This window comes from Micromonospora sp. NPDC049230 (genome assembly GCF_040647875.1).
Lineage (GTDB): Bacteria > Actinomycetota > Actinomycetes > Mycobacteriales > Micromonosporaceae > Micromonospora.
On record NZ_JBEZCZ010000065.1, the window covers coordinates 11,153 to 27,376 of the forward strand.

At 71.4% G+C, this 16,224-nt stretch carries 11 protein-coding genes; 5 read left to right on the forward strand and 6 right to left on the reverse strand.

The genetic code is table 11. The annotated features are described in order from the left end of the window. Nucleotides 1-12: 12 nt before the first annotated feature. Genes AB0A95_RS32755 through AB0A95_RS32775 form a run of 5 tightly spaced genes read right to left on the reverse strand, consistent with a single transcriptional unit; the run spans nt 13 to nt 6,419 of the window. Nucleotides 13-1,743, reverse strand: a complete 1,731-nt coding sequence (locus tag AB0A95_RS32755) for an ABC transporter ATP-binding protein (RefSeq protein WP_357559614.1) — start codon at nt 1,741-1,743, stop codon at nt 13-15. After that, on the reverse strand, nt 1,740-3,422 hold the full coding sequence (locus tag AB0A95_RS32760; RefSeq protein WP_357559616.1) for an ABC transporter ATP-binding protein: 1,683 nt from the start codon (nt 3,420-3,422) through the stop codon (nt 1,740-1,742). The genes AB0A95_RS32755 and AB0A95_RS32760 overlap by 4 nt, the downstream gene beginning before the upstream one ends. After that, nucleotides 3,419-4,258 (reverse strand): ABC transporter ATP-binding protein, encoded by an 840-nt coding sequence (locus tag AB0A95_RS32765; protein ID WP_357559617.1) that lies wholly within the window; start codon nt 4,256-4,258, stop codon nt 3,419-3,421. The genes AB0A95_RS32760 and AB0A95_RS32765 overlap by 4 nt, the downstream gene beginning before the upstream one ends. After that, complete coding sequence (locus AB0A95_RS32770; RefSeq protein WP_357559618.1) at nt 4,255-5,331, reverse strand: iron chelate uptake ABC transporter family permease subunit; 1,077 nt, start codon at nt 5,329-5,331, stop codon at nt 4,255-4,257. Before AB0A95_RS32770 ends, AB0A95_RS32765 begins: the two co-directional genes overlap by 4 nt. An 8-nt stretch (nt 5,332-5,339) precedes the next feature. Continuing rightward, nucleotides 5,340-6,419 (reverse strand): iron ABC transporter permease, encoded by a 1,080-nt coding sequence (locus AB0A95_RS32775; RefSeq protein ID WP_357559619.1) that lies wholly within the window; start codon nt 6,417-6,419, stop codon nt 5,340-5,342. Nucleotides 6,420-6,515: 96 nt separating this feature from the next. Between AB0A95_RS32775 and AB0A95_RS32780 the strand changes: the two genes are divergently transcribed. Continuing rightward, the gene (locus AB0A95_RS32780; protein ID WP_357559620.1) at nt 6,516-7,559 is read left to right on the forward strand and encodes an iron-siderophore ABC transporter substrate-binding protein; all 1,044 of its coding nucleotides are present in this window, start codon (nt 6,516-6,518) and stop codon (nt 7,557-7,559) included. 128 nt (nt 7,560-7,687) lie between these two features. On the opposite strand, the gene AB0A95_RS32785 is transcribed toward AB0A95_RS32780, so the two are convergent. Beyond that, complete coding sequence (locus AB0A95_RS32785; protein ID WP_357559621.1) at nt 7,688-9,775, reverse strand: NPCBM/NEW2 domain-containing protein; 2,088 nt, start codon at nt 9,773-9,775, stop codon at nt 7,688-7,690. Nucleotides 9,776-9,950: 175 nt separating this feature from the next. Between AB0A95_RS32785 and AB0A95_RS32790 the strand changes: the two genes are divergently transcribed. The 4 genes from AB0A95_RS32790 to AB0A95_RS32805 all read left to right on the forward strand — a co-directional run. Next, nucleotides 9,951-10,268 (forward strand): hypothetical protein, encoded by a 318-nt coding sequence (locus tag AB0A95_RS32790; protein WP_357559623.1) that lies wholly within the window; start codon nt 9,951-9,953, stop codon nt 10,266-10,268. Nucleotides 10,269-10,656: 388 nt separating this feature from the next. Then, nucleotides 10,657-12,072 carry a ricin-type beta-trefoil lectin domain protein gene (locus AB0A95_RS32795; RefSeq protein WP_357559625.1) on the forward strand — a complete coding sequence of 472 codons (1,416 nt, stop codon included), beginning with the start codon at nt 10,657-10,659 and terminating at the stop codon, nt 12,070-12,072. 214 nt (nt 12,073-12,286) lie between these two features. Next, on the forward strand, nt 12,287-13,522 hold the full coding sequence (locus AB0A95_RS32800; protein WP_357559626.1) for a cytochrome P450: 1,236 nt from the start codon (nt 12,287-12,289) through the stop codon (nt 13,520-13,522). Nucleotides 13,523-13,855: 333 nt separating this feature from the next. Beyond that, on the forward strand, nt 13,856-16,224 hold a 2,369-nt coding region (locus AB0A95_RS32805), incomplete at its 3' end, for an AMP-binding protein (RefSeq protein WP_357559628.1).

Sequence of the window (16,224 nt, forward strand, 5' to 3'; positions counted from 1 at the left end):
GGACCAGCGCGCTCAGTGCCGGGCGCGCTGGTCCGACCAGGCCCGCCACAGCGTGGCGTACGGGCCGTCCCGCTCGATCAGCTCGCTGTGGGTGCCCGCCTCGACGATGCGCCCGGCGTCCATCACCACGACCCGGTCCGCGGTCACCGCCTGGGTGAGTCGGTGCGCCACGATCAGCGCGGTACGTCCCGCCAGAGCCGCGGTGGCCACCCGTTCGAGCAGGCGCGCTCCGGCACTGCCGGCCTCCGCGGTGGCCTCGTCCAGGATCGCCACCGGCGGATCGGCCAGGATCAGCCGGGCGAACGCCAACTGCTGGGCCTGCGCCGCGGTGAGGACGTGCCCGCCCGCACCGACCTCGGTGTGCAGGCCGTCGGGCAGCTGCCGCACCCAGCCCAACGCCTGCACCCGGTCCAGGGCGGCGCTCACCTCGTCGTCGGTGGCGTCCGGGCGGGCCAGCCGCAGGTCCTCGACGAGGGGCCCGGCGAAGACGTGCACCTCCTGGGTGATCAGCGCGACCTCGCCGGCCGGCACCGCGACGGTCCCGCCGCCGGGTTGGTGCACCCCGGCGATCACCTTGGCCAGAGTGGTCTTTCCGGCGCCGCTGCTGCCCACCAGGGCGACCCGTTCGCCGCGGGCGATGGTCAGGTCGACGTCGTGCAACACCTGCCGGTCCGGCCGGTACGCGAAGTCCAGCCCGCGGACCACCACCGCGTCCGGACCGTCGCCGGCGCGGGCCCGCTGCCGTACCGGCGGGGTCAGGTCGGCGACCCCGACCAGCCGGTCCAGCCCCGACGCGGCGGCCTGGGCGTCGTCGACGAGGGCGAGAGCCACGTTGATGGGGCCGAACAGGCCGTGGAAGTACAGCGCCGCCGCGGTCGCCGTGCCGATGCTCACCGCGTCCTGACGGACGAGGAAGAAGCCGGTGCCGAGGACGGCGGCGAGCCCGAGGAACTCGGCGACGTGCAGCCGGGCGTAGAACCGGGTCTGCAACGCGACGCCCCGCAGCAGCAGGTCCACCGCCTGTTGGGACTTGGTGGCGACCCGCTCCCGGTGCTCGTCGGCGATCCGGAACGCGCGAATTGTCGACGCGCCGTCGATTGTCGCGAGCAGGTGGTGCTGCTGCGCGGCGACGGCGACCCGCTGCCGGGCGTAGAGCGGGACGGCGCGGCGGGCGTACCAGCGCACGGTGTGCGCCTGCACCGGCACCACGATCAGCGCGGCGACCAGGAAACGCCAGTCGAGCACGGCCATCCCGGCCAGGGTGAGCACGATGGTCAGCAGGGCGCGGGTGAACTCGGGGACCGCGCTGCGGGCCGCCTCGGCGATCACGGCGACGTCGTTGGTGACCCGGGAGGTGAGGTCACCGGTCCCGGCGCGCTCGACCTGCTCCAGGGGAAGGTGCAGCGCCGAGGAGACGAACCGTTCCCGTAGTCGGGCCAGCACACCCTCGCCGACCTGCGCGAGCAGGGCGAACCCGAACCCGGCCAACGCCGCCTCGACCACCGCGCCGGCCACCAGCCCGGCGCCGGTGAGGATCATGTCACCGGTGCTGCCTCCGCCGGTGGCCAGGTCGACGATGCGCCCCAGCAGCGGCGGGCCCACCAGCCCGGCCGCGGTGCCGGCGACCAGCAGGGCGAGTGCCCCGGCCAGCCGGGACCGTTGCGGACGCACCAGCGCCCGCAACTGGGCCAGGGTGCGACGTCCGGTCGCGATCGGCAGCAACGTCGTCGAGTCGGTGGTCATGCGAGCACGGTCTCCCGGTAGGTGTCGTCCTCGGCGACCAGGTCGCCGTGCGCGCCGACGGTGCGGACGGTGCCGTCGTGGACGACGATCACCCGGTCGGTCACCGCGAGCAGCGCCGGGCTGGCGGTGATCAGGATCGTGGTGCGTCCGTCCCGCATCGCCCGCAGTCGCCCGGCGATGCGGGACTCGGTCGCCGCGTCGACGGCGGTGGTCGGGTCGTGCACGACGAGCACCGGCGGTTCGCCGGCAAGTGCCCGGGCGAGCGCGATGCGCTGGCGCTGCCCGCCGGAGAGTGAACGGGCCCGGTCGTCGAGCACCGTGTCCAGCCCGTCGGGCAGGCCGCGCGCCACCTCGTCGGCGTCCGCCGCGGTCACCGCGGCGTCGACGCTTGCCGGGACGGCCCGCCCGGCGAGCGAGACGGCGGCGCGGACGGTGTCGTCGAACAGGTCGGTCTGATGGTCGACGGCCAGCACCACGGCCCGCAGGTCGCCCGGCGCGAGGTCGGCGAGTGGCACGCCGTCCAGTTCGATCACCCCGGCGACCGGGTCACGGACCCGCCCGAGCAGCCGCACCAACTCGGCCGCCGCGGCCGGGTCGGTGGCCACGATCCCGACCACCTCGCCGGGAGCGATGTCCAGGTCGATTCCGCGCAGCGGTGGGCTGTGCACCCCGCGCAGCGCGAGCCCGCCCCGGGCCGGCGTGACCGGGTTCGCCGTGCCGTCGGGCACCGCCACCGGCGCGTCCAGGACGGCCGCGACACGACGGGCGGACGCGCGGCCCTGCGCGAGGTCGGCACCCACCCAGCCGAACGTGGACATCGGACCGACCAGGAACTGCGCCAGACCGAGCGAGGAGATGAGCTGACCGACGCTGATCTGGCCGCGCAGCGCGAGGATCCCGCCGAGGACCGCGATGACCGCCAGGAACGTCCCGCTGAGCGTGAGCACCAGCCCCTGGTACGCGGCCTCGGCGCGCGCCGCTCGTACGGTCGCCGCCAGCGCGCTGCGGCTGCGCTGCGCGTACCTGTCGACCGCCGCCGTCTCGGCCCGCAGGCCCTTGACCACGCGCAGGCCGCTGACCAGGTCGGCGGCGATGCCGGAGGCGTGCGCGCTGTGCTCCTGCTCGGTTTCGCTGCGCTCCTCCAGCGGCTTGCCGAACAGGCGGGTGAGCAGCAGCAGCGGCGGGGTGCCCAGCAGCACCACCAGCCCGAGCGGCAGCGAGATGGACAGCAGCAGGACCGCCGCGAGGACCAGGCCGACGACAGCGGCCACGCCGGAGACGACGGCGATGGCGACAGCGCCGACCCGGGCCGCGTCGCTTGTCGCGATGGACACCAGGGCACCGGGCAGCCGGTCGGCCTCCGCGCCGCCGCGCTCGTGCAACACCCGCTGGGTCACCCGTAGCCGCAGGTCGTGCGCCGCCTGTTCGGCGGCCCGTTCACCGGTACGCTCGCCGTAGCGGTAGCTGTAGCTCAGGCCGACGTAGACGGCGGCCAGCACACCCAGCCAGAGGGCCAGACTGCCGACGCCGCCGTCCACGGCCCGGTCGATGATCACACCGATCAGGAACGGCACCGCGGCCTCGCCGGCCTGGTGGCCGGTGATCAGGAGCGTGCTCAGCGAGATGAGCCGCCGCTGCCTGCCGAGCGTGTCGGTGAGCAGGCTGCGTCCGCCGGTCACGCGGGAACCCTGTCGACCGCCGCGACGACGCCGGCGCGGGCCAGTCGACGCCGCTGCCGCCCGGCCGGCACCACCATCGGGGTGTCCGTCTCCGGGTCGGTCGTCACCCGGCAGGGCATCGCGAAGACCGTCTCCACCAGCTCCGCCGTCATCACCTCGGCGGGCGGGCCCTGGGCGAGGACCCGGCCCTCCCGCATCACGATCAGCTCGGTGGCGTACCGGCAGGCGTGGTTGAGGTCGTGCAGGACGGCGACCACGGTGCGGCCCTGCTCGTGCAGGTCGGCGCAGAGGTCCAGCACCTCGAACTGGTGCGACAGGTCGAGGAACGTGGTCGGTTCGTCGAGCAGCAGGATCGGCGTCTGCTGGGCCAGCGCCATCGCCAGCCAGACCCGCTGCCGCTGCCCACCGGAGAGTTCGTCGACGAACCGGTCGGCCAGCTCGGTCACCTCGGTCTGGCGCATCGCGTCGGCGACCGCCGCCTCGTCCTGCGGCGACCACTGCCGCAGCAGGCGCTGGTGGGCGAAGCGGCCCCGGGCGACCAGCTCCTCCACCACGATCCCGCCGGGTGCCACCGACGACTGCGGCAGCATGCCGAGCTGCCGGGCCACCTGCTTGGACGGCTGCGACGCGATGGTCTGACCGTCCAGGTAGACGGCACCGGACTGGGGCTTGAGCACCCGGGCCAGGGACCGCAGCAGCGTCGACTTGCCGCAGGCGTTGGGGCCGACGATGACGGTGAACGACCCGTCGGTGATCTGGACGTCGAGGTCCCGGACGACCACCCTCTTGTCGTACGCCAGGGTCAGGGCGTCGGCCCGCAGCCGCGACTCGGTCATCGCTGTGCTCCTTGTCCGCCGTTGCGTCGCTCGTGGAAGAGCAACCAGGTCAGGTAGATGCCGCCCAGGGCGGCGGTGACGAGACCGACCGGGACGTCGTCGTCGGGCAGGAGGCGCTGGGCCACCCAGTCACTCGCCGTCAACAGGGCGGAGCCCATCAACGCGGCCGGCAGGATCCCGGCGTTCGGCGAGCGGGTCAGCCGAGCGGCCAACGGCGGCGCGGCGAGGGCGACGAACGCGATCGGCCCGGCCGCGGCGGTGGCACCGGCCGCGAGCCCGACGCCGGCCAGCGCGAGCACCACCCTGCTGCGTTCGACGGGTACGCCGTGCAGCATCGCGGTCTCGTCGCCGAGGGCCAGCATGTCGAGGTGCCGGCCGTGGTAGAGCGCCACCGGCAGCAGCACCGCGACGGCCACGGCGACGAGCGTCACCTCGGTCCATCCGGGGCCGTTGACGCTGCCGATCAGCCAGACCTGGGCGGCGATCGCCTCGTCCAGTCGGCTGCGGTAGATCAGGAACGAGTTGAACGAGTCGAGCAGCGCGGCCACTCCGACGCCCATCAGCACCAGCCGGAACGGCTGCACCCCGCGACGGAACGCGAGCAGGTAGATGGCGACGGAGGTGGCCAGACACCCGACGATCGCACCGGCGGCGACCTGGAAGCCGCTGCCGTTGAGCAGCAGCAGGACGATCAGCGCGCCGGTCGCCGCGCCCACCGTCAGGCCGACGAAGTCGGGGCTGCCCAGGGGGTTGCGGGTCAGCCCCTGGAAGATCGTGCCGCTCGCGCCCAGGGCCGTGCCGACCAGCAGCGTGATCAACACGCGGGGCAGCCGCAGCTCCTGCACGATGAAGTCGGTGCCCGGGTCGCCCTGGCCGACGAGGCTGCGCAGCACGTCGGGCACGGGGATCGGGAAGTCGCCGCTGGAGAGGTTGACGAGCGCGACGCCCAGCGCCGTGAGCAGCAGCGCGGTGCCGGCGATCAGCGCGCGCAGGTGCACCCGCAGCGAGAGCCGGCCGCCCCGACCGCGGATCACCAGGCGGGTGGTCCGTCCGGTCGGGCGGAGCTGGAGCACCGGGCCGCTCACAGGGTGCTCAGCCGGCGTCGGCGGCACAGCGCGATGAACAGTGGTGCGCCCAGGAACGCGGTGACCACCCCGACCGGCAGCTCGGCCGGGGCCACCAGGACCCGCCCGAGCACGTCCGAGACGAGCAGCAGGGTGGGCCCGAGGACCAGGGAGTAGGCCAGGATCCAGCGGTGGTCCGAGCCGGTGAACATCCGGGCCGCGTACGGGACGGCCAGGCCGACGAACCAGATCGGCCCGCAGGCGGCGGTGGCCGCACCGCAGAGCAGGGTGATCGTGATCATGCCGAGCACCCGGATCCGCCCCGGGTGTGCGCCGACCGAGGTGGCCGCGTCGTCGCCCATGCTCAGCGCGTTGAGTTGGCGGCCCAGCACCAGCGCGAGCAGGACGCCGACCACCAGGAACGGCGCCAACTGCGTGATCGTGCCGGTCTCCCGGTCGGCGAGCGAGCCGACGTCCCAGTGCCGGTACCTGTCGAACGCCTCCCGGTGGGTCACCAGGATCGCCCAGATGCCGGCGCCGAGCACCGAGGTGAGCGAGACCCCGGCGAGCACCTGCCGTTCGGGGGTGGGTGCCCGGCCGGCACCGCCGAGGGCGAAGACGGCCGCCGAGGTGAGCCCGGCGCCGGCGATGGCGAACCAGACGTACCCGTTGGCGCTTGTCACCCCGAGCAGCGCGATGGCCAGCACCACGCCTGTGGACGCGCCCAGGCTGACCCCGAGCAGGCCGGGTTCGGCGAGCGGGTTGCGGGTGAGCGCCTGCATCATTGTGCCGGCCAGCCCCAGCGCCGCGCCCACGGCGAAGCCGAGGATGGTGCGGGGCACCCGGAGCCGGTGCACGATCTCCGCGGCGGCGGAGCCGTCGTCGTGCCAGAGCACCTGCCAGACCGTGCCGAGGCCGAGCGAGCGGCTGCCGACCGCGATGCTCAACGCCACGGCGGCGGCGAGGGCGACGACGCCGACCACGAGGCCGGCCCAGCGCCGACCGGTGCGCGACAACGAATCGCGCGGCACCTTCTCGGGTGGGACGGTCCGGGGCTCCGGGCGGGTGCCGGTGCCTGAGGTCAACACGTGCTCCATCCGTCCACCCGTTCGCATTACTCAATTAGGTGAGGCTAACCTACACTCCCGTTCGAGGTCACCACCCTGGGGCCTCGCTGGCAGAAAGGAACAGCCGTGCGGCTTCCCTCAATCCGCCGGGGCGCGACTGTCGCTTCGACAGCGCTCCTGCTTCTCCTCGCGGCCTGCGGCGGTGGGTCGGAGCCGTCGGCCCCCTCCTCCGGTGCCGCCACCTCCAACGCCTTCCCGGTCTCGGTCGAGCACAAGTTCGGCACCGCCACCATCCCGGCCGAGCCCAAGCGGATCGTCGTGGTCGGCCTGGTCGAGCAGGACGCTCTGCTGTCGCTGGGTGTCGTGCCGGTGGCGACCACCGAGTGGTTCGGCGAGAAGCCGGGCGCCATCTGGCCCTGGGCCGAGGCCGCGCTGGGCTCGGGGGCCAAGCCACAGGTGCTCACCAACACCGATGGCATCCAGTTCGAGAAGGTGGCCGCCCTGCGGCCCGACCTCATCCTCGGCGTCTACTCGGGGCTGACCAGCGACGACTACGCGAAGCTGGCGAAGATCGCGCCGACCGTGGCGCAGCCGAAGGACTCCGTCGACTACGGGGTGTCCTGGCAGGACGTCACCCGTACCGTCGGCGCCGCCGTCGGGCGCAAGGCCCAGGCGGACAAGATCGTCAGTGACGTCGAGGCCAAGTTCGCCGCCGTTCGCACGGCGAACCCGGCCTTCGCCGGCGCGACAGGCCTGATGGCCACCACCTACGAGGGCTACTACGTGTACGGCCCGCAGGACTCGCGCGGCCGGTTCCTCACCGACCTGGGCTTCAAACTGCCGCCGGGTCTGGCCGAGGTGACCGGCAAGGAGTTCGGCGCCAACCTCAGCCGGGAGCGCACCGACATGCTCGACACCGGCGTGCTGATCTGGCTCGTCGACAGCTACGACACCGACCGGGCGAAGGTGCAGGCCGACCCGCTCTACAGCAAGCTCAAGGTCAAGACCGAGGGTCGCGACATCTACCTGGAGAACGAGGAGCTGGTCGGCGCCGCGACCTCGTTCATCACCCCGTTGAGCCTGCCGTTCCTGCTGGACAAGCTCGTCCCCCAGCTCACCGCGGCGGTGGACGGCAACCCCGCCACTGCGGTGCAGCGGCCCGCCGCCTGACGATCGGGGCGCTGCGGCTCACCCTTCTCTCGGGATGGCCGTGACGAACGTCGGCGGTGAAACGAAGCTCCGGCCCGGGCGCGAACCCGGGCCGGAGCTTCGGTCTTTACGGCGGTTGTGCAGGCGCGTCAGCAGCTGGCGTTCAGGCCGGCCCAGTCGGCGCGGTCGTTGTAACCGCCGTCGCCGCCGTCACCGACCAGCAGGTCGAGCACCCGGACGCCGGTCAGGTCGACGTCGACCTGACGGACGTCGTCCCGGGTCAGCACGCCGCTGTCGAACAGGACCCGCCCGTCGCCGACCACCTGGAAGGTCGAGGTGGCGCCCTCGGGGCCGACGTTGCGGACCGCGTCGTCCAGGCCGACGGTCGCGGTCAACCTGTCGCACCTGTCGCCCACGTAGTAACGGACAGTGGACGGCGAGGCGACGCCGAGGCCGGTCGGGTACACCTGGCCGACCATGCTGATCGGTGACCCGCCGCCGACGCTCTGGTCGACGGTCGGGGTCATCCAACCGCTTGTGGCGCTGACCCAGGTGTGGTGGGACAGCACGACGTCACCGGTCGGCGGTGCCGGGGCGACCACCACCGTCGACACCGACGTCTGGCGTGACCTGCCGCGCCCCACCACGTCGTACGAGGTGGTGGCGGTCAAGGCGGCATCCCCGGCGGCGGCGGTGGCCGGCAGGGTCACCGTGAAGGCGAAGGTGGTGGACCGGCCCGGGGCGAGCACGAGCGGCGCCGGGCTGAGCGACCGAACCGTCCAGCCGGTCGGCACGGCGAGACCAACCTGCGGCTTGAGGACGGGCAGCAGGCCGTCGTTGCGGACGACGACCTCGACCCGCGCCTGGTCACCGCCGCCGACCACTGGTGCGGTCCCCTCCGGCGTGGCGGAGCCACCGACCCTGGTGATCTGCGGGAGGCCGGCGGTCACGTGCGGAGCGCCCGGCAGACCGCGCGCCGGGGCGACCCGGAGCAGCGCGGCACCGTGCGCCGGCACCGCGGCACTGAGCGTGCCCGCGCTCTCGGTGACCTGGTTGGTCCACGCGTCGCGCACGGTGAAGCGGGCACCGGACAGGCCGACGGACGACGCCTTCGCGGTGATGATCTTCGAGCTCTCACCGCGGTTGAGCAGCACCACGGCCCGGTCACCGTTGGCCAGGCGCTTGACCCAGGTCTCGGTCGTGCCGGCGGCGCCGACGCGAACCGCCTGGACACCGGCGGGGTCCTGGTTGATCGCCAGGACGTCGGGGTCGGTGAGCGCGTCGATCGACGCCTGGTTGAGCTTGCGGATGTCACTGCCGATCACCAGCGGCGCGGCGGCCGCGGACCAGAGCGTCATCTGCGTCCGGAACTCCTCGTCGGACAGTCCGAGGTTGGGGCCCAGGTAGTCCGGGTCGTTGAAGTGACCCGGTCCGGCGACCTCGGGATGCCGCGCGTTCGCGTCGTAGTTGCGCAGCACGTCCTTGAACTTGATCTCGCCGACGAACCCCACGTCGGTGTAGGTCCGCCAGGACTGCGCGATCTGGGGGGCATAGCTCCAGGAGTACGTCGACTGCTGCTCCTGCGGGTAGTTGCCCCAGTCCGGAGAGGTCACCGGGTTGCACAGGTTGAAGATGATCGGCCGCTTGCTGGCGTTGTCGCGCAGCGCCCTGGCGAACTCGGTGTAGGCGGTCTTCGGGTCCAGGTCGGCGGCGATCCCGCAGAGGAAGTCGACCTTCACCGCGTCGAACTCCAGGGCGGCGAACTGGTTCGCGTCGCGCTGGTAGTAGCCGCCGCCGCTGCCGAGCCCGCACTTGCCCGGGATGTACGGACCGGCGTCGGTGTAGATGCCCGCCTTCAGGCCCTTGGAGTGGATGTAGTCGACGAGCGGCTTGAGCCCATTCGGAAAACGAGCCCGGTCGGCCCGCAGGTCACCGGCTGCCGTACGCGGCTCCGGGTCCTGCCAGCCGCCGTCCAGCCAGACGATGTCGTAGCCGGCCTTGGCCAGGCCACGGCTGACGATGGAGTCGGCGACCTCCCGTACGGACTCCTCGGAGAAGTCGCCGCCGAGGCCGAAGTAGGTGTTCCAGCCCTGGTAGGGCGTGGGGCTGAGCACCTGGTGGGGTGTCGGTTCGGTGGCAACCACGGCGTCGTCGGGGGCTGCGGCGTGGGCCGGGGCGGGCACGATCAGCAGGCTGGCCGTGACGGCGGTCAGGGCGGTGAACAGATGTCGTCTCACACGGGGTTCCTTCACAGCAGTGGGACAGGTCCGTACTCCGGGGTGGTTTCGACCGATCTTGCAAGCCGTCGCGCGCGCATGTCAATATTATTTAATAAATTATGTTCTCCGACGTCCATGAGCTGGGCATCCGCGCGGGCTCCGGGCCGGCCTGGCCGGCCGGGCCGGCCGGTGATTGGATGTGCTGATGGTTCCGTGGGAAGCGACACTGCTCGTCATCGCCGCGATCGGATCGATCGGCATTGCGGTCGGGGCGTGGTCCCAGGAGAAGCGCCGCTCGGTGACCCAACTCGCGGCCGTCCAGCGGAAGCTCGATCTGATCATGGATCACCTCGGCATCGCCGAGCCCGTGGAGCCAGAGGTGATCCGGCACCTGGAAGGCGGCCGGACGATCGAGGCCGTTCGCGCCTACCGCGAGCAGACCGGCACGAGCCTCATCGAGGCGAAGCAGGCGGTGGACCGCATCGCCGACAACCTCCGTCGCGGGCGCTGAGGCGGCGACCGATCGCCGGAAGTGAGCTGTCGACCCTTCCGGCCTTCAGTTGATCTTGCTCCACCGGCCGGACCCGGGCGTGACCTCCTACTCCGCAACAGGTCCGAAACTACCGGTTGATAATCCTGGAACCTTCTGCCAGCCTGAAGGCCATCGATACGTGTGAACGTTAACATGATCCTTTCCGCACCGGACGCGGCATCGTGGCCCCCGCCATCCGAGCAGGGCCTCCGCCTCGGCCAGCGAAGAGGATTGTCCTATCTCGCCACCGGAGGAACCGCATCGCGTCCCGGCCCCGTTCCACCGGCGCACCCGACCACCAACGCTCGGTCCTTCCGGAACGGCCCCGAAAATTCCGCACCCCACCCACCCTCAGGAGGTACCGACAGTGCGAGGACACGCACACCAGCCACCACCCTCCGGGCACACCCGTGCCGACCGGCGACCCTCCCGTCTTCGCGGGCGGCTGTTCACGATCGCCGCGGCCGGGATCGCGGCAGTGGTCGGGTTGTTCACCCTGACGGTGACGACCGGGTCGGCCTCGGCCGCCGACAACCCGTACCAGCGGGGCCCCGATCCCACCCGGACCAGCGTCACCGCGGTGAACGGCCCCTTCGCCAACACGTCGGTCAGCGTCCCGACCGGGTTCGGCTTCAACGGCGGCAGGATCTACTACCCGACCGACACCAGCCAGGGCACCTTCGGGGCCATCGCGATCTCGCCGGGTTACACAGCGTTGTTCTCCGCCGAGCTGGCCTGGATGGGGCCGTGGCTGGCCTCCCACGGCTTCGTCGTGATCGGCATCGAGACCAACAGCCGCAACGACTTCGACACGGCCCGAGGCACCCAGTTGCTCGCCGCGCTGGACTACCTGACACAGCAGAGCCCGGTCCGCGACCGGGTCGACCCCAACCGGTTGGCGGTCGCCGGCCACTCGATGGGCGGCGGCGGCGCGCTGAGCGCGGCCATCCGACGCCCGTCGTTGAAGGCAGTGGTCGGCATCGCGCCGTACTCGCCCTCGTCGAACCTGGCCAACGACCGGGTGCCCACGATGATCTTCGCTGGGCAGGCGGACACGGTGGTCACCCCGTCCTACGCCACCGGCCTGTACAACAGCCTCCCGACCACGACGGAGAGCGTCTACCTGGAGGTCGCCGGTGCGGATCACGGGTTCATGGTCGGGCGGTCGAACCCGGTGATGGTCCGGACCATGCTGCCGTTCGTCAAGATGTTCGTCGACAACGACGCCCGGTACAGCCAGTTCCTCTGCCCGCTGCTGGACAACAGCGGCGTGGTCACCTACCGCAGCACCTGCCCGTTGCTGCCCTCGACGCCGACCAGCCCGACGGCGACCCCCACCAACACTCCCACGCCCACCAACACGCCGACCCCCACCGCCTCGCCCAGCGTCCCACCCACCTCCGCCAGTGAGATCATCGGCACGCAGTCCGGCCGCTGCGTCGACGTGCCCAACGCCTCCCACAACAACGGCACCCGGGTGCAGCTCTGGGGCTGCAACAAACAGTCCAACCAGGCGTGGACCTACACCACGGGCAAGCAACTACAGGTGTACGGCAACATGTGCCTGGACGCGGCGGGCTCCGGCAACGGTGCCGCGGTCCAGATCTACGGCTGCCACAGCCAGACCAACCAACAGTGGAACGTCAACTCCAACGGCACCATCAGCAACGTGCAGTCCGGCCGATGCCTGGACGTCTGGAGCACCGCCAACGGCGCCCAGATCCAGTTGTACGACTGCCACGGACAGACCAACCAGCAGTTCAGGCTCGCACCGCTGGCCTGATGGCCGTGACCGGGCGGGCGCGGCGGCATGCCGAGCCCGCCCGGATCGCACGGGCCGCCCGGCCGGGCCGAGGTGGAATTCAATCGACAGCGGTCATTGACAGTCGCGTACACTTTTCGCGGGGTAGTTGGCACGGGTCGTTGGTGGGTGAGCGCAAGACCGTCTGACGTCGCACCGTTTGGGTCGGCGTCACTCGCCACCCAAAGGAGGACTCGTGACCGAGGCAGCCCCCCTCGACGCCACCGTTGACGATCATTTGGTTCTGGACGCCGACCAACTGGCGCAGCCACACGAGTTCTACAAGGTGCTCCGCGAGCAACGACCGGTGGTGCGCATCGTCGTCCCGTCCGGAATCCGGGCCTGGTTGGTCACCCGCCACCGAGATGTGCGGGCCGTGCTTGCCGATCCACGATTGGCGAAGAACAGCGCGTCGGTCGTCCGCCTGATGGAACGCCACACCGACCCGGACAAGTTCCACAATGTGGTCAAGTCGGCGGCCCACCACATGCTCAACAGCGATCCGCCGGACCACACCAGACTGCGGCGCCTGGTCGGCAGGGCGTTCACCACGCGCGGCATCGCGCACTACCGCCCGCGGATCGAGCAGATCGCCGACGAGTTGCTGGACGCCGTGGAGGCCGGGGCGGCCGGCACCGGCGGGGAGTTCGACCTGCTGGACAGCTTCGCGTCTCCACTTCCGATAGCCGTGATCACCGAACTGCTCGGTGTGCCACTCGAACAGCGGGACGCGTTTCGGGAGTGGTCGAACGGGATCCTGTCCGGCAGGCCCTCACCAACGCGCAGGTACGGGGACCTGGCCGCCTTTCTCCGCACGCTCATCGACGACAAGCGACGCCACCCCGGCCCGGATGTGCTCTCGATGTTCGTCGCCACCGACGGCGCCGACGCGCTGTCCGATCAGGAGGCGCTCGACATGGTGCTCCTCCTCCTGATCGCCGGGCACGAGACCACCGTCAACCTGATCGGCAACGGCGTCCTCGCGCTGCTGCGCCACCCCGAGCAGATGGCCGCGCTGCGTGCCGACCCCACCCGCACACCGCAGGCGGTGGAGGAACTGCTGCGCTACGACGGACCGTTCAACATGGCCACCCTCCGCTACACGACCGAACCCGTCGTGCTCAGCGGAACGACGATCCCCGCCGACGAGTTCGTCCTCGTCGCGCTGACCTCGGCCAATCGTGACGCCGACCAGTACCCGGACCCGGACCGACTCGACATCGGGCGGGAGGGGGGAAACCTCGCCTTCGGGCACGGCATCCACTACTGCCTCGGCGCCCCGCTGGCCCGCCTCGAAGGGGAGATCGCCCTCAACGCGCTGCTGGCCCGGTTCCCGCGTCTGACGCTGGCCCGTGCGCCCGAAGAGCTCGGCTGGCGCTCCGGCACCCTCGTCCGCGGCCTGCTCACGCTCCCCCTCCGCATCGGCGCCTGACCGCCGCGCCCGCGCGTCGCACCCGCCCAGCCGCCGCCTGTCGCCAGCTCGGGTTCGGCGGTGCCGGCCGTCGGCGACCCCGGCGAACCCAACCGTCGGAAACTTATGCAACGCCTGCGGGCAGTCAGGTGACGGAATTAACCGAAACTTTCGATAAATGTCTTCGGATTGTCTCCGGTAAATGCGTTTCTCTCCGCCAGAACTAAAAGATCCCCTAGCCCTCAACACCGCACACTGTTACTCGGCGGCGTCGGGAATTGCCCCACGCGCCACTGAGCGCAGCGCTTCCGGAAGCACGAGTGCGAACGCACCGAGGACACGGGGGGCACAGTCGTGACGGCACGCCCGCAGACGATCAACGCGCTGCTCCGGCAGCGCGCCGAGCGCCAACCCGACCGCCTCGCCTTCCGGTTCCTCGACCACGTGGGGTCCGCGCCGCCCGTCGTGCACGAGTTGACCTACGGCGGGCTCGAAGCCCGCGTCCGGGATGTCGCGGCCGCGCTCAGCCAGGCGGCGAACCCCGGTGATCGGGTCCTCCTGCTGTGCCCGCCGGGCCTCGACTACGTCACCTCCTTCCTCGCCTGCCTCTACGCGGGGCTGGTAGCGGTTCCCGCGTACCCACCGGTCGCCTCGGGGCGTCACGACCGGATCGAGGCGATCGCGCGCGACTGCGGCCCCGCCATCGTGCTGTCCGAGCCGCCACCGGACGCGACGGACCCGAATCGTCTGCCGTCCGACCTGGCCGGGCAGGTCGGATCGTCGCTGCGGCAGGCGCGCTGGTTGTCCGTCCGACACGATGTCACCGAGGGCTCCGGGCGGGACTGGCAGCCCACTGGCTCGACGGGCGCCACTCTGGCGTTCCTCCAGTACACCTCGGGCTCGACCGGCATGCCCAAGGGCGTGCGGGTCTCCCACAGCAATCTGTTGGCCAACGCCCGATCGACCGAGAGTCGCCTCTCCTTCAACCCCGACACACACGGTGTCAGCTGGATTCCGCTCTACCACGACATGGGGCTGCTCTCCGGCCTGGTCTTCCCGTTGTTCTCCGGGTTTCCGTCGACACACCTGGCGTCGATGGCCTTCGTCCGGTCGCCGCTGCGCTGGTTGGAGGCGATCACGCGGTACGGCGGAGTCGTGAGTTTCGCACCGAACTTCGCGTACCAGATGTGTGTCGATCGAATCGACGACCAGGCCAGGCAGCATCTCGACCTGTCGACCTGGACGCGGGCGGTCAACGGCGCCGAGCCGGTTCGGGTGACCACACTGGACGCGTTCGCGCGCACCTTCGCCAGCTGCGGGTTCCGCAGGTCCAGCCTCATTCCCGGATACGGCCTGGCCGAGAGCACTCTCGTGGTGTCGACGAACGCGGTAGGTGCCGAGCCGGTGGTGCGATACGTCGCCAAGGACGAGCTCGAAGCGGGCCGGGTGTTGCCGCCGACAGATCCTGCGCAGGCGCGTGCGTTGGTCAGCTCGGGGCGCCCGGTGTCCGGCGCCACAGTGGAGATCGTCGATCCGTCGACCGGCCGCCGTGCCGGTGCGGGCCGGGTGGGTGAGATCTGGCTTCGCGGCAAGAGCGTGACCGGCGGGTACCTGGACAACCCGGAGGCCACCGCACGGGCGTTCCACAACACCATCGGCACCGGAAAGCAGCGGTACCTGCGTACCGGTGACCTCGGCGCGATGCTCGACGGCGAGCTGTACGTCACAGGTCGCGTCGACGACATGATGATCTTCTGGGGGCGCAACGTCTATCCCCACGACATCGAGGCCACGAGCATCGACAGCGATCCCGCGCTCGCCTCGACGCGGTGCGCCGCGTTCTCGGTCGAGGCCGCTGGCGAACCCTCGCTGGTGGTGATCCAGGAGTTGCCTCGACGTCGGCTCGACCCCGCCGAGCACGGCCGGATCGCCGCGACCATCCGACGCCGGATCTCCGACGAACACCAGTTGGCCGCCGACGCGATAGTGCTCGTCCGGCCGGGTGCCCTTCCGACGACGTCGAGCGGCAAGATCCAGCGTCGTGCCGCTCGGGCCAGGTACCTCGACGGCGACTATCCGCCTCCGGTGCCCATCGCCAGCGACGACGACGAAGAGGCAGCGAGGCTGGGGGCGCCGCCCGACGTCACCACCACCACCGGCGACGAGGTCATGTCACCCGCCGCGACGTCGCCGGCCCACGGCACGGTCACCGGCGCCGCCTCGCGGACCTGGACGCCGGCCGACATCGAGAGCCAGCTACGACTGCTGATAGCCGAATCGGCACACTGCGCCGTGCGGGACGTCTCGCCGAACGAGTCGTTCACGTACTTCGGTCTGGCCTCGGTGCAGGCGGTGGGCATCGCGGAGAAGCTGTCCCGGCGGCTCGGCCGTGACGTACCCGCCACCCTCGCCTGGGACCATCCGACGATCGCCGCCGCCGCTCGCGCACTGGCGACGGCACCGGCGGAGTCGCACCACGACAGCTCCGCGCCACCGGCGTCCGAGCCAATCGCGGTGGTGGGTATCGGGTGCCGGTTCCCCGGCGCGGACGGCCCCGAGGAGTTCTGGCGACTGCTCACCGAGGCACGCACCGCCATCACCCCCATCCCCACCGACCGCTGGGACAACGACCGCTACTACCACCCCGACCCCGACACCCCCGGCCACACCTACGCCCGCCACGGCGGCTTCCTCACCGACGTCCGCGGCTTCGACCCCACCAT

Bases quoted from the DNA above. Each gene is read 5' to 3' on its own strand.
- AB0A95_RS32765 (WP_357559617.1), bottom strand. From the start codon at position 4,258: ATGACCGAGTCGCGGCTGCGGGCCGACGCCCTGACCCTGGCGTACGAC.
- AB0A95_RS32755 (WP_357559614.1), bottom strand. From the start codon at position 1,743: ATGACCACCGACTCGACGACGTTGCTGCCGATCGCGACCGGACGTCGC.
- AB0A95_RS32775 (WP_357559619.1), bottom strand. From the start codon at position 6,419: ATGGAGCACGTGTTGACCTCAGGCACCGGCACCCGCCCGGAGCCCCGG.